The organism is Mesorhizobium sp. M0306, from assembly GCF_040321655.1.
Classification (GTDB): Bacteria; Pseudomonadota; Alphaproteobacteria; order Rhizobiales; family Rhizobiaceae; genus Mesorhizobium.
Window position 1 is genome coordinate 245,169 of record NZ_JAMYRY010000001.1, and the last position, 14,503, is coordinate 259,671.

The 14,503-nt window shown below is 64.2% G+C and carries 8 protein-coding genes; all 8 read right to left on the bottom strand.

Annotated elements, in window-relative coordinates:
• Window positions 1-73 precede the first annotated feature (73 nt).
• On the bottom strand, window positions 74-958 hold the full coding sequence (locus NKI95_RS01305; protein ID WP_352448166.1) for a transglutaminase family protein: 885 nt from the start codon (window positions 956-958) through the stop codon (window positions 74-76).
• Window positions 959-965: 7 nt separating this feature from the next.
• A complete protein-coding gene (locus NKI95_RS01310) occupies window positions 966-3,377 on the bottom strand; it encodes a circularly permuted type 2 ATP-grasp protein (protein WP_352713410.1) in 2,412 nt (803 codons plus the stop codon).
• Between the two features lie 6 nt (window positions 3,378-3,383).
• On the bottom strand, window positions 3,384-6,755 hold the full coding sequence (locus tag NKI95_RS01315; RefSeq protein WP_352713411.1) for a transglutaminase family protein: 3,372 nt from the start codon (window positions 6,753-6,755) through the stop codon (window positions 3,384-3,386).
• 380 nt (window positions 6,756-7,135) lie between these two features.
• Window positions 7,136-8,326, bottom strand: a complete 1,191-nt coding sequence (locus NKI95_RS01320) for an acyl-CoA dehydrogenase (protein WP_352664437.1) — start codon at window positions 8,324-8,326, stop codon at window positions 7,136-7,138.
• A gap of 239 nt (window positions 8,327-8,565) precedes the next feature.
• Window positions 8,566-10,878, bottom strand: coding sequence for a Tex family protein (locus NKI95_RS01325; protein WP_352713413.1), 2,313 nt, complete (start codon window positions 10,876-10,878; stop codon window positions 8,566-8,568).
• A 120-nt stretch (window positions 10,879-10,998) separates the two neighbouring features.
• Entirely contained in the window at window positions 10,999-12,180 is a 1,182-nt protein-coding gene (locus NKI95_RS01330) for a serine hydrolase domain-containing protein (RefSeq protein ID WP_352713415.1), read from the bottom strand.
• 26 nt (window positions 12,181-12,206) lie between these two features.
• Entirely contained in the window at window positions 12,207-13,403 is a 1,197-nt protein-coding gene (locus NKI95_RS01335; protein ID WP_352713417.1) for a serine hydrolase domain-containing protein, read from the bottom strand.
• 62 nt (window positions 13,404-13,465) lie between these two features.
• Window positions 13,466-14,494: an extracellular solute-binding protein gene (locus tag NKI95_RS01340; protein ID WP_352713418.1), complete on the bottom strand. Its 1,029-nt coding sequence runs from the start codon at window positions 14,492-14,494 to the stop codon at window positions 13,466-13,468.
• Window positions 14,495-14,503: the final 9 nt, after the last annotated feature.

The following is a 14,503-nucleotide window of genomic DNA, read 5'->3' on the forward strand; positions in this document are numbered from 1 at the left end:
GGTTCCACCGCCTCTTGATCTCTTGGTTCCAGGACAGCCTATCGACACCGCCGTGCAATGAAGAGGTGCATTCTCACGCCTTTTCGAGCACGACCGGAATGACGTCGACCGCTTGCTCGCCGACCTGTCCACCAGTGGTTTTCAGCACGCCGACGATCGGCGCCACATCGGAGTAGTCGCGGCCATAGCCTACCGTGATATGGTCGTTGCTTGCCCGCATGCCATTGGTCGGATCGAATTCCTGCCAGCCGGCATCGCGCCCGCACCACACCTTGACCCAGGCGTGCATGGCGTCGGCGCCTTCGAGCCGCGGCTTCCCGCGCGGCGGAATGGTGCGCAGGAACCCGCTGACATAGCCTGCAGGGATGCCGAGGCCGCGCAGGCCGGCGATCATGATGTGGGAAAAATCCTGGCAGACGCCGCGCTTCAGGCCGAAGGCGTCGCTGGCCCGCGTCTGCACGGTGGTCGCCTCGCCGTCATAGGTGAAATCGCGGTGAATGCGGTTGCACAGAGCCATGGCCGTGCCGACTGTCGAACTGCCGGCACTGCCTTTCGCATAGGCAGTGATTGCCGCATCGATGCCGGCATGATCGCTGGCGGCCAGAAAGTGATGCGGCGAAGCCGGCGCCAGCGAGTGCACTGCGCCGAGTTCTTCCCTCAGCCGGCGTATGTCCGGCGATACGTCGAGCCCGGGCTCCGGCCGCGACACTGAAACACGCGCGCTCATCCTGATGTCGAGCGCATCATGCGCGTCACGAAAGGCGATCGAGGTGACACTGTTGCCGAAAAAGTCGGAAAAGTCGGAGCGTTCGCTGGGCGCCGGCACAAACGACAGAGAAGCGGCGATGACGCGCTGCACGCCAGGGATGGTCGGCGGCAGCACGCGGACCTGATGGCGGCCGCCGCCGGCCGCCGCATCATAGTCGTAACGCAGGTGAAGCCTGATGTCGTAGAGCATGCCGTCTCTACCCGAAATAGGCTTTGGAGAGGCTGTTGTAGAGCCCGCCGATTTCATTGGCGAGATCGCCGAGGGCCTTGGCAGTCATGTCCGAAGGCTCCTTGATGGCAATCGACGTGTTGAGCTGCAGGATTTCCTTGGCCGCGGGCGACATATGGCCTTCAGCGCCGACAGCGGGCAGCAGCGCGATTTCGGCCTTCAGCCGTTCGAGCTGAAAAAGGATTGAGCGCGGGTTGAGCGGATCGAGCGCCAGAAGGTCGACCACCGTGCGCCGTCCCGCCTGCACCGGATATTGCCGACGGTGGGTCATGACGCTGTCGCCGATCTCCAGCATCATGTCGAGCGCGCCTTCCGGCGCCTGGGCTCTGGTCAGCCGGGCGAGCGTGCGGGCGATCTGGATGCCGCGTTCGAGCCTGCGGCCGATTTCCAGGAAACGCCAGCCGGCAAAGCGGTACATGTTCTCGTGCAGCAGGCCGGAAAACCCGGCCAGCTTGCGCAGGATGACCGTCATTGCCCTTGTCGCGTCGTCGCCCGGCGCCACTGTCGCGGCAAATTGATGGATGGTCTTCGACAGATCTTTCAATGCCAGCCAGCCATCGGGCGAGAAGCGGTCGCGGATCTGTCCGGCACTGTAGACGGCGCTGTCCAGGGTGCCGATGAGCCCCAATGGGATTGCCGTCTCGACGTCGATGCCGAACGGCGCGAGATAGTCCCTGATATCGGCGAGCAGCGGCATCTCGGGATCGGATGTCTCGGCCAGCCGCACATGGTAGGCGCGCAGGATGCGCACCGTGTCTTCCGACCGCTCGATATAGCGGCCGAGCCATGTCAGGTTCTCAGCCGCGCGGCTGGGCAGGCTGCCCGGCAAGGTTCGGGTGAAGCTGTCGTGCTCCTGCGGCAGCAGCGTCTCGCGCTCGACCGGCCTGTCGCTGACCACCCACACATCCGCCGCCTGGCCGCCGCGCTGCATGGCGATGGCCGTCGGGTCGAGCGAAAAGCCGACACGAGCAAAACCGCCCGGCATCACCGTCCAGCCTTCCGGCGTCCGCGCCAGATAGACGCGCAGGCTTGCCGGCCGCGGCTCCAGCCAGCCGCCGACATAGACCGGGGTGGTCGATAGCGTCACCGCTTCCTGGCCGACGAAGTCGCCGCCGTCCTGTTCGATCCGGGCGACGAGCGCGGCCCGTTCCTCGACCGACAGCGCTGACCCGAGCTTGGTCGAGCCGTCGTCCTCGAAGGCAAGCCGTGTCGACAATGCCGGGCCGATCACCATGCGGTCGATATTGGCGAGCACATGCTCGCGCTCCGTCTCCTGCCCACACCACCATGTCGCGACGGTCGGCAGCAGCAGCTCCTCATTGCGCAGGGCGCGCGAAATCTTCGGCAGGAAGGCGAGCAGCGCGCGGGTCTCCATCAGGCCGGAGCCCAGTGCATTGACGGCCGAAACCGCCCCTTGCCGGACCGCTTCGACCAGCCCCGGCGTGCCGATCTGCGAGTCCGGCCGCAGTTCGAGCGGATCGGCGAAGGCGGCGTCGAGTCGTCGCCACAAGACGCTGACCGGCATCAGCCCCGAAACCGTGCGCACCATCAGCCTGCCGCCGGAGACGGTCAGGTCCTCGCCCTCGAGCAGCATGATGCCGAGATAACGGGCGATGTAGGCATGTTCGTAATAGGTTTCGTTCAGCGGTCCCGGCGTCAGGATGGCGACACGGCCGCCGGCTTGCTTGGCCATGCCGATCAGCGCATCGCGGAAACGGCGGAAGAAACCGGCCAGGCGGTGCACATGCATCTCGCCGTAAATGTCGGACAGCGCCCTTGTGGTGGCGACGCGGTTTTCCAGCGCAAAGCCGGCGCCCGACGGCGCTTGTGTGCGGTCGCCAAGCACCCACCAGCGGCCATCCGGGCCACGGCCGAGCTCGAAGGCGCAGAAGTGCAGGAAATGGCCGCTGGCCGGCCTGGTTCCGACGACCGGCCGCAAATATTCGGGGCTGGCCGCGATCAATCCGGCCGGCAGAATGCCTTTCTCGACCAGCCGGTTCGGTCCATAAATGTCGGCGATGGTCTCTTCGAACAGATCGGCACGCTGGACCAGGCCGGCGCTGATGTCAGCCCATTCCTGCTCCTCGATCAGCAGCGGCACATGCGCCAGCGGCCATTCTCGCTCATTGGCGCCGGCCTTGTCATAGACGCGGTAATAGACGCCGGCATCGCGCAGGTACTGGTCGGCGCGGGCAAAGCGCTGGGCAAGTTTTTCCGGCCCCAGGTCCTCCAGTGCCTCGATGAAGTGCCGCCAGGCCGGCCGCGGATTGCCCGACGCATCGACCATCTCGTCGACGACGCCGTCGATCGGCTGGTAGTGCTCCAGCAGACTGTGGGTTTGCGGCTTGCTGCGCAGCCTTTTGTGATTCCCCTTCGCCATTGTTGATCAGAGTCTTTGCGGCCGCCGAAGGTCAAGGGTCATCGGGAAATCTTCAGAGGCTTCTTCGTTGCGCAGCACATAGCTGGACGGCGTATGGCCACGCGGCTCGAAGCGGGCGAGCCGCCGCGCCTCCGCTTCATTGCCGTTGACCGGGAACGTGTCGTAGCTGCGCCCGCCGGGGTGTGCCACATGGTATACGCAGCCGCCGACCGCGCGGCCCGACCAGCGGTCATAGATATCGAAGACCAGCGGCGTGTTGACCGGTAGCGCCGGATGTAGGCCCGACGCCGGCTGCCAGGCCTTGAAGCGCACGCCGGCCACAGCGATCTCGCGGTTGTCGGTCACCTTCATCGGCACCAGGCGGCCGTTGCAGACGACGGCGTGACGCTCCGGGTTGAGTCCCTCGGTCTTCACCTGCAGCCGCTCGACGGAGGAATCGACAAAGCGCACGGTGCCGCCGATCGCGCCTTGCTCGCCCATCACATGCCACGGCTCCAGCGCCTGCCTGAGCTCCAGCTTGATACCGGCATGCTGGACCTCGCCGCAGAACGGGAAGCGGAATTCGAGCTGCGCGTCGAACCATTCCGGACGGAATGCAAAGCCGTTCAGCTTGAGGTCGTCCAGCACATCGAGAAAATCCGCCCAGACATAATGCGGCAGCATGAAACGGTCGTGCAGCGAGGTGCCCCACCGCACGAAACGGCCGTCGAGCGGGTTCTTCCAGGCCCGGGCAATGATGGCGCGGACAAGCAATTGCTGCGCCAGGCTCATGCGCGCATTGGGCGGCATCTCGAAGCCGCGGAATTCGACCAGCCCCAGCCGGCCGGTCGGCCCGTCCGGCGAAAACAATTTGTCGATGCAGATTTCCGAGCGATGCGTATTGCCCGTCACGTCGGTCAGAAGGTTGCGGAACAGACGGTCGACCAGCCACGGCAGGGGTACCGCGCCCTTATCCGGATGCGGCACCTGCGCCATCGCGATCTCGAGTTCGAAGAGCGAATCATGGCGCGCCTCGTCGAAGCGCGGCGCCTGGCTGGTCGGGCCGATGAACAGGCCGGAGAACAGATAGGACAGCGACGGATGCCGCTGCCATTGCAGCACCAGGCTTTTCAACAGGTCGGGGCGGCGCAGGAACGGGCTATCATTGGGCGTGGCACCGCCGACGACGACGTGGTTGCCGCCGCCGGTGCCGGTGTGGCGGCCGTCGATCATGAACTTGTCGGCGCCAAGCCGCGTCTGCCGCGCCTCTTCGTAGATCGCCGTGGTCGTCGCCACGCAATCCTGCCAATTCGCGGCGGGGTGGATATTGACCTCGATGACGCCGGGATCGGGTGCGACACGGATGACATTGAGGCGCGGATCGTGCGGCGGGCCGTAGCCCTCGATGTGCACCGGCAGTCCGATCGCCCTTGCCGCATTCTCCGCCGCCGCGACCAGTTCGAGATAATCCTCCAGCGCCTCGACCGGCGGCATGAACACACAAAGCCGTCCGTCGCGCGGCTCGACCGAAAGTGCCGTGCGCACGGCGCCGCCGATCTCGGTGATCTCCTGTTCGACGCGGTCTTGCTGGCCTGTAACGGCCGTGAAGGATACCGCCTGCTGGCGGCGCGCCATCTCGTCGGCGCCTTCCAGTTCGGCCGGAGCAGGCGAAGAAGCAGCACCGGGCAAGATCGCCTCACGCGCCGGCAATGGTCCGCGCGGCAGCGATGGATCGACCGGCACGATATAGGGGAACTGCGCCGGCGGCACATAAGGCAGCGTGCCGAGCGGCAGGCGGTAGCCGACCGGCGAATCGCCGGGCACCAGGAACAGCCTGCCGCGGCGCGTCTTCCATTTCTCCGAGCGCCAGCGCGGTCCGGAAGCCTGGCTGTTCCAGCGCTGGACCGGCAGCACATAGCCCGACGGCTTGGTCAGCCCGCGTTCGAACACCCGCGCCATGCGGCTGCGCTCCTCCGGGTCCTCCAGCTTCGAATTGGAAGGATCGACGTTGTCCGGCAGCTTGCCTTCCTTGAGCAGCCATTCGGCCGGATCCTCATAGGCTTCGCTGACCATCATCTTGTCGATGCCGAGTTCGTCGGCAATCGCGGTCAGCAGGCTCTCGGCCTGCTTTGGTCCGACATCCGCCTCGCTCTTTTCATGCGCGATCAGCGACGGGTCGCTCCACACCGGCTCGCCATCGGTGCGCCAGTAGAGCGAGAACGTCCAGCGCGGCAGGCTTTCGCCGGGGTACCATTTGCCCTGCCCGTAATGTAGGAAGCCGCCCGGCGCGAAGCGTTCGCGCAGCCGGCGGATCAGCGCATCGGCCTTTTCCCGCTTGGTCGGCCCGACGGCCGCGGTGTTCCACTCGGCAGCCTCGAAATCGTCGATCGAGACGAATGTCGGCTCGCCGCCCATGGTCAGCCGCACGTCGCCGGCCTGGAGCGCGGCATCGACTTGGTTGCCGAGCGCATCGAGCGCCTGCCAGCTCTCGTCGGAGAACGGCTTGGTGATGCGCGGATGTTCGGCGATGCGATCGACCCGCATGTCGAAGCCGAATTCGACATTGGCGAAGCTCGCCATGCCGGAGATCGGCGCGGCATTGCGGAAATGCGGCGTTGCCGCGAGCGGCACATGGCTTTCGCCGGTGAGCAGGCCGGAGGTCGGGTCGAAGCCGATCCAGCCGGCGCCCGGCAGATACACCTCGCACCAGGCATGAAGATCGGTGAAATCGGTCGCCGTGCCAGGCGGCCCGTCGAGCGCGACGAGGTCGGGTTTGAGCTGGATCAGATAACCGGAGACGAAACGCGCGGCGATGCCGAGGTTCCTCAATATCTGCACCAGGAGCCAGCTCGAATCGCGGCACGACCCCTTGCCCGCGGCCAGCGTTTCCTCGGGCGAGAAGACGCCGGTTTCCATGCGCACGATATAGGCGATCTCGCGCTGCAGCCGCGCATTGAGGTCGACGACAAAATTGACGGTATCGGTCGGGCTGCGGTCGAGGGTTTTCAGGAATGCCTCCAACAGCGGCCCCGCCGGTTCCGGCGTTCGGTAGATGGTCAGATCGTCCCTGATCTCTTCGGGGTATTCGAACGGAAACGTCTCGGCCGAGGGCTCGACGAAGAAATCGAACGGATTGTAGACCGTCATGTCGGCAACGAGATCGACCTCGATCTTCAGTTCCGTCACCGGTTCGGGGAAGACGAAGCGGGCAAGGAAATTGCCGTAGGGGTCCTGCTGCAAATTGACGAAGTGATTTGCCGGCCCGACCTTCAGCGAATGGCTGAGCACTTTCGTGCGGGAATGCGGCGCAGGCTGCAACCTTATGACTTGCGGGCCCAATACGACCGGCCGGTCGTATTTGTAGTGGGTCAGGTGATAGACGGCTGCCAGAATTGCCATGGTGCCCCTGAAGTCGGCGTTTCAAAAGGAGTTCGCTGAACCCTGACACGAATGCTGACCATTCTCCAAGCAGAGATGTTGCGCTGCACCTAAATTAAGCAGCTTTCACAGCTTCACGAAACGGAGCGCCGACCCTGGGATTCCGCAGCGTGGCGGTATCGGCAGCACGCGCGATGCTTGGTCGAAAAGAAGCTGAAAAGAAAAACCCGCCTCGGTGGGCGGGTCGTTGGCGCTAATTAGCACCATAGTGAGATTAGTAGCATAGCTGCCGGCACAAAGCAAGAACAAAATGTGGCACCGCGGCAAAAGTTGCGATCTCCCGCTTTGCGAAGGGAGATGCCAAGCAGTGGCGCCCTGGAAGCGGAGGAGACCTGCCAATGCTAAAAGAACGCCTGCAACCCGGTCTGCGCCCGTCCGAGGATCAGCGCATGCACATCATGCGTGCCCTCGTAGGTGTTGACGGTCTCCAGGTTCTGGGCGTGGCGCATGACGTGATAACCGATCTGGATGCCATTGCCGCCATGCATGTCGCGGGCCTGGCGGGCGATGTCGAGCGCCTTGCCGCAATTGTTGCGCTTGACGAGCGAGATCATCTCCGGCGCCATCTTGCCTTCATCCATCAGCCGCCCGACGCGCAGGCTGCCCTGCAAGCCCAGCGCGATCTCGGTCTGCATGTCGGCGAGCTTCTTCTGGAAAAGCTGCGTGCCGGCCAGCGGCTTGCCGAACTGCTTGCGGTCGAGGCCATATTGGCGGGCGCGGTGCCAGCAATCCTCAGCCGCGCCCATCGCTCCCCACGAAATGCCGTAGCGCGCCCGGTTGAGGCAGCCGAACGGTCCTTTCAGGCCCGAGACGTTGGGCAGCAGCGCGTCCTCGCCGACCTCGACGCCTTCCATTACCACTTCGCCGGTGATCGAGGCTCGCAGCGACAGCTTGCCGCCGATCTTCGGCGCCGACAGCCCGTTCATGCCCTTTTCCAGGACAAAGCCGCGAATCTCGTTGTCATGCGCGGCCGACTTTGCCCAGACGACGAACACGTCGGCGATCGGCGCGTTGGAAATCCACATCTTCGAACCGGAGATCCTGTAGCCGTTCGCAGTCTTTTCGGCCCGCGTCTTCATGCCGCCCGGGTCGGAACCGGCATCCGGCTCGGTCAGGCCAAAGCAGCCGATCCATTCGCCCGACGCCAGCTTCGGCAGGTATTTTTTGCGCTGCTCTTCCGAGCCATAGGCATGGATCGGATACATTACCAGCGACGACTGCACGCTCATCATCGAGCGATAGCCGGAATCGACGCGTTCGACCTCGCGCGCGACCAGCCCGTAGGTGACGTAGTTGGCGCCGAGCCCGCCATATTCCTCGGGGATGGTGATGCCGAGCAGACCGGCCTCGCCCATCTCGCGGAAGATGCCGGCGTCGGTCTTCTCTTCGAGATAGGCTTCCTCGATCTTCGGAGCGAGCTTGTCGGCGGCAAACGCCGCGGCGCCATCGCGCACCATGCGCTCGTCCTCCGAAAGCTGGTCCTCGATCAGGAAAGGATCATCCCAGACGAATGCGTTCTTATCGGCGGCCATGGCTCTCGGTCTCCCAAACTCATGCATGTGGCCCAAAGCTTGCCCGCGGGCCTGACCCGACGGTGTTTGGCAGCTTGGAGATAACGACATGCATCGAAACAGAAATCTTGAAACGCGCGGCTTATCGGCTCCCGTCCTGAAAAAATCAAACGAAATAGCTTCGCCGATGCATGAGCATTGGTGATGGATCATCAATATCGAGCGCCGCCGTCTGACCTGGCGCAGCCCGGCTCGCGAAATTACTTCCGCTTCAACGCATCGGCCAAAGCGGCGCCGAAAGTGCCCTGCTGCGCCGGCCGCTCCGGCTGGCGTTGGGGCGCCGGCACACGCGGCACCGGCCTGCTGCCATTGTCGCGCGGCTTCGGTGCGCCACCGTCACCGTCCTTGCGCATCGACAGGCCAATGCGCTTGCGCTTGAAATCGACGTCGACGACACGCACCTTGACCACGTCGCCGGCCTTGACCACCTCGTGCGCGTCCTTGATGAAACGGTCGGCCAGTTGCGAGACGTGCACCAATCCGTCCTGGTGCACGCCAATATCGACGAAGGCGCCGAAGGCCGCGACATTGGTGACGGTGCCTTCAAGCCGCATGCCGGGCTTCAGATCCTTGATATCGTCGACGCCGTCGGCAAAGGTCGCGGTCTTGAAGCCGGGGCGCGGATCGCGGCCGGGCTTTTCCAGCTCCGCCAGGATGTCGCGCACCGTCGGCAGGCCGAAGCGCTCGTCGACGAAGACGCGCGGATCGAGCGCCTTGAGTGCGGCGCTGTCGCCCATCAGCGAGCGAACGTCGCGCCCGCAGGCCGCAACGATCTTCTTGGCCACGCCATAGGCTTCCGGATGCACGGCCGAGGCGTCGAGGGGTTCGCTGCCGTTCGGAATGCGCAGGAAGCCGGCGCATTGCTCGAACGCGCGGGGTCCAAGGCGGGAGACCTTCAACAGTTCGCGGCGGCTGGCGAACGGGCCGGAGGCGTCGCGATGCGTAACGATCGCCTCGGCCAGCGATGCGCCGAGACCCGAAACCCGCGCCAGAAGCGGCGCCGACGCCGTGTTGAGATCGACGCCGACGGCATTGACCGCATCCTCGACCACCGCTTCCAGCGAGCGGCCGAGGCGGTACTGATCGACATCGTGCTGGTACTGGCCGACGCCTATCGATTTCGGCTCGATCTTGACAAGTTCGGCGAGCGGATCCTGCAGGCGCCGGGCGATCGACACCGCCCCGCGCAGCGACACGTCGAGGCCGGGAAATTCCGCCGCCGCCGTTGCCGAGGCGGAATAGACCGAGGCGCCGGCCTCGCTGACGATCACCTTGAGCGGCTTCGGTCCGGACCCGGCAGGCATGTCACCCAGCATGTCGGCCACCAGCCTTTCGGTCTCGCGGCTGCCAGTGCCGTTGCCGATCGAAATCAGCTCGACGTTGTGCAGCCGGATGAGCTTGGCCAGTTCGGCCTGCGTGCCGCGGACATCGTTCTTCGGCGGAAACGGATAGACGGTTGTCGTCGCCAGAACCTTGCCGGTGCCGTCCACCACCGCGACCTTGACGCCGGTGCGAATGCCCGGATCGAGCCCCATCGTCGGCCGCGAGCCGGCAGGCGCGGCAAGCAGCAAATCCTTGAGATTGCGGGCGAAGACGTGGATTGCCTCCTCCTCGGCCCGCTCGCGCAGATCGCGCATCAGATCGAGCGTCAGGTGAAGCGACAGCTTTATGCGCCAGGTCCAGCCGGCTACTTCCATCAGCCAGCGGTCTCCCGGCAACTGGCGGCCGATGGCGTAGGTATCGGCGATCATCCGCTCGACCGGTTTCACCGGTGACACATCGTCCGCATCGACCTCGATCTCGAGCGACAGCACCTCCTCGTTGCGGCCGCGCAGCATGGCCAGCGCGCGATGGCTGGGCACGTTGGCCCAGCGCTCGACATGGTCGAAATAGTCGGAAAATTTCGCGCCCGCCTCCTGCTTGCCATCGACGACGCGCGAGCGCAGGAAGGCGCGTTCCTTCATATAGGTCCGCAACTTGCCGACTAGGTCGGCATTCTCGGCGAACTGTTCGGACAGGATATCGCGCGCTCCCTCGAGCGCCGCCTTGGTATCGACGACGTCTTCGCTGATGTAGGCCAGCGCCAGCTCGGCGGGTACGGCCGTACGGTCGGCGAGAATGGCTTCCGCCAGCGGGCCCAGCCCGCGCTCGCGTGCGATCTCGGCCTTGGTCCGGCGCTTCGGCTTGTAAGGCAGGTAGATGTCTTCGAGTTCGGCCTTGGTAGCGGCCGCAGCGATCTTTGCCTCGAGCTCTTCGGTCAGCTTGCCCTGCTCGCGGATCGAACCGAGGATGGTGTCGCGGCGCGCGTCGAGCTCGCGCAGATAGGCGAGCCGCTCGGCAAGGTCGCGCAGCTGCGTGTCGTCGAGGCCGCCGGTGACCTCCTTGCGGTAGCGCGCCACGAACGGCACCGTCGCGCCGTCGTCGAGCAAGCCGATCGCCGCCGCAGCCTGTTCGGGCCGCGCGCCGATCTCGGCGGCTATGATGGTTGCGATGCGCTTGATGTCGGATGCCATGTCGTACCTGTCGTTGGTCGAAAAGAGCAGCGACCATAGGCGCAGAGCACTGCTGCGCCAACTGCGCCATTTTCAACCCGGCGAGAGGTCCACAGGAAAGGCGCGGCTGTCTGGATCGGATCAGACCATCCGGCTCAGCGCCTCGAAGAAAGAAATCATATCCAGATCGAGCGGATCGTCGACCGGTACCGGCTGCGACGACATCTTTGCGATTACCATTTCGGCCTTCGGATTGACGTAAAGCCACTGGCCGTGGATGCCGATGCCGCAGAAGGCGCCGCTTGCCGCGCCCGTCTGGTACCATTTGTTGCGATAGCGGCCACGCGGAAACAGGAACGCCATCGTGCCGCGTTGCCAAGCCTCGGCGTCACCGCCAGTTTCGGTCGTGTCGCGCACCCAGCTCTCCGGCACGATACGGCAGCCATTGGCCATGCCGCCTTGCCGCATCATCTCGCCGACCCGGGCGAGGTCGCGCGGCGTCACCGAAATGCCGCCGGCCGTACGCGCCGTGCCTTCCATGTCCGCGGTTACCAAAGCTTCGCTGACAGCGCCGAGCGGCTCCCATAATTTCTCGCGCATCAGATCGGCGAAGCGCCGGCCCGACGCACGTTCGAGCAGGATGCCGAGCAGGTCGGAATTGGGCGAACGGTAGCGGAACGTCCGGCCATGCGGCTCGGACAGGCCCTGCAGCGTCATGAGGAAAGTGGCCAGGCTCTCGGTGCCCCCGCCTGGATTCCACAGCATGGCGCGGCGATAGCGGGCGAAGGCGCTTTCCGGATCGAGATAGGCCTCTTCGAAGTCGAGGCTGACACTCATGTCGAGCACGTGCCGCACACTCGCGTCGCCATAGGCCGAGCCTGCGGTTTCCGGGATATAATGGGTCACCGGAGCCTGCGGATCGAAAATCCCCTCCCCTTCCAATATGCCGGCGACAATCGCGGTCAGCGACTTGCTAATCGAAAAGATGATGTGGCGTGCACCGGACTCCATATGCGGCGCGAACCAGTCGCCGACGAATTTGCCGCCCTTAATGATCGTCAGCGCGTCGGTATCGGAGCGCTTGAGAAAAGCTGCGACGGTCTGCGCGCCGCCTGCAAGAGCGACCTTTTCACCAAGTAGCCCGCCGAAATCCTGCGCCGGCGCCTCGCTGCTGCCCGGCTTTGCCGCCACGGCAGCGCTCGGCACCAGTTCACCGACATTCTGGAACGACCACCGGCTGAACGGGCTTTCCCGCCAATTGCCGAGCAGCACCTCCTTGCGGGCAAAGCCATATCTGGTTTCGAACGCGGTCTTGCCGGCCATTGGCGCTTCCTTCGGTCTTTGGCGTTCTAGGCGAGCGCCGCGGCGATGGCGTGCACGGTTTTCAGTGTCGCCACCGAATAGGCGACGTTGGTAAAATTCGGATAGCTCGAAAGCTTCACCACGACCATTTTCGTGTCCCAGTCGATATGGATCAGCTGCCCGAACACGCCCCGGCACATCAGCGCCCGCGAGCGCGGGTCCTCGATCCAGAACTGGTTCCGGTAGCTGCCTTCCGGCAGGCTGGGACTGAAATCCGGTCCATGCCTGCCATTGCGCGTCGCCTCGATCCAGTCGGCCGGCACGACGCCACCGCCATTGTCGAGGATCAGCTGGCCGAAGCGGCCATAGTCGCGCAGCGTGGCGTTGAAGCCGCCATCGGCAACTGCATAGCCGGCGCTGTCGACGGTGAAGCAGGCGCTTTCATCCGCACCGAGTTTTTGCCAGAGCTCTTCCGAGACCAGCTGCGCCAGCCGTTTGCCGCTCACGCGTTCCATTATGAAGGCGAGCACGTCGGTCTCGATCGAGCGGTATTCGAAGGCAGCGCCGTGTGGCCGGCTCTTTTCCTTGAGGCCCAGGATCAATTCGAATATGTGCGACGGCCAGCGGAAGGCCGGATCGCTGCCCGGCGGCACCGGCTTCCAGCCGGTGGCGACGTCGACCTGGCCGATGTCCGAATAGGGATCGGTGTATTCCTCGGAAAAGCGCACCCCGCTCGTCATGTCGAGCACATGCTGCACGCTGGCGCCTGCCCAGCCGGTCGCTTCCAGCTCCGGCAGATAGGTCGTCACCGGCGAAGCCGGATCGATCAGCCCGCGCCCGACCAGTATGCCGAACACCGAGGCGGTGACCGACTTCGCCATCGACTGCGACAGATGCAGCGTGCGCTCGGTCATGCCGTTGAAGTAGCGCTCATAGACGATCTTGCCGTCCTTGAGCACGAGAAACCCATCGGTATAGGTCTCGTCGAGCAGCCCGGCCAGCGTCGTCGGCTGCCCCATGCTGTCGTCCACCGGCAGCGGGTCGAGGTTGACCTCGGCGCGCTCCAGCCTGTGGCGATGGCCATTGCCGCGCCAGACTTCGACGGTCGGCAGAATTTCGCGGATATGCTGGAACGCCCATCGATTCCATGGCGGCCGGTCCCAGTCGAGCTTCGGCGGAACCATCTGCGGCGGCGAACCCTGCATGATCGGCGGCGCCGGTTCGCTGTTGCGGTAAGAATTCATCCAATCCCCTTGCACAAGGAAGGGAGGCCGAAGCCTCCCTTCGGTCTGATCCTAGAGCAAGGCTACTTGCGCAAATTGGTCCAGATCTTGTTGTAGATCTCGACCACTTCCGGTGGGCAAGGCGGTACGAATTCCGCCGCCGGTGCACCGGCCGGCGGATTGATTTCCGGCGCGCTGGCGAAATCGGGCGGCAGGAACTTGTGGCTGCCGGTGATGCCGTTATCGTAGCCGGCGAATTCCGAAATCAGCGCCGCGTTTTCGGGAGCCATGACAAAGTCCTGGAACAGCTTGGCATTTTCGAGATTCTTGGCGCCCTTCAACACGGCGACATTGTCCATCCAGCCTTCGATGCCTTCCTTGGGATAGGCATATTTGATCGCCGGGATTTTCTGGCGCGCACGATAGGTCGCGCCATTCCAAGCCTCGGTAACGATCACGTCGCCGGAGGTGATCTTGGTGATGGTGTCGTAGCTGAAGGTCTTCCATGACGGCTTGGCGGCCATCAGTATGTCGTTGACCTTCTTCAGATTGGCCTTATCGGCGCCGCAACGCGGTACGCCGGCGTAGCGCTCGGCCGCATGCATCACAGTGTTGACATCGTCGAGCATGTTGATCTGGCCCTTCAACTCGTCCGGCGGGTCGAACAGGATCGCCAGCGTGTCGATGTCCCCCTTGTATTTGTCGGTGTTGACTTCGAAGGTCGTGGTGCCGAACTGCCACGGCACGGTGTAGTGGCGGCCATTGTCCCAGTAGATGTCGACGAAGCGCGGGTCGAGGTTCTTGCCGTTTGGCATCGCATTGGGCTCGGTCTTTTCGAGCAGGCCCTCGTCGATCATGATCTTCACGGTGTAGTCGGAAGGGACGACGATGTCGTAGCCGGAATTGCCGGCGCGTACCTTCGACAGCATGGTCTCATTCGAATCGTAGTCGTCCAGCGTCACCTTGACGTTGTATTGTTTTTCGAATTTTTCGATCAGCTTGGGGTTGGTGTAGTCACCCCAATTGTAGATGTGCAGCTCGCCGTCAGCGAGCGCAGGCACCGCCCATAAAAGCGCCGCCGTCGACACGGCAGCCATCAGTTTCCTAGACATCACACTCTC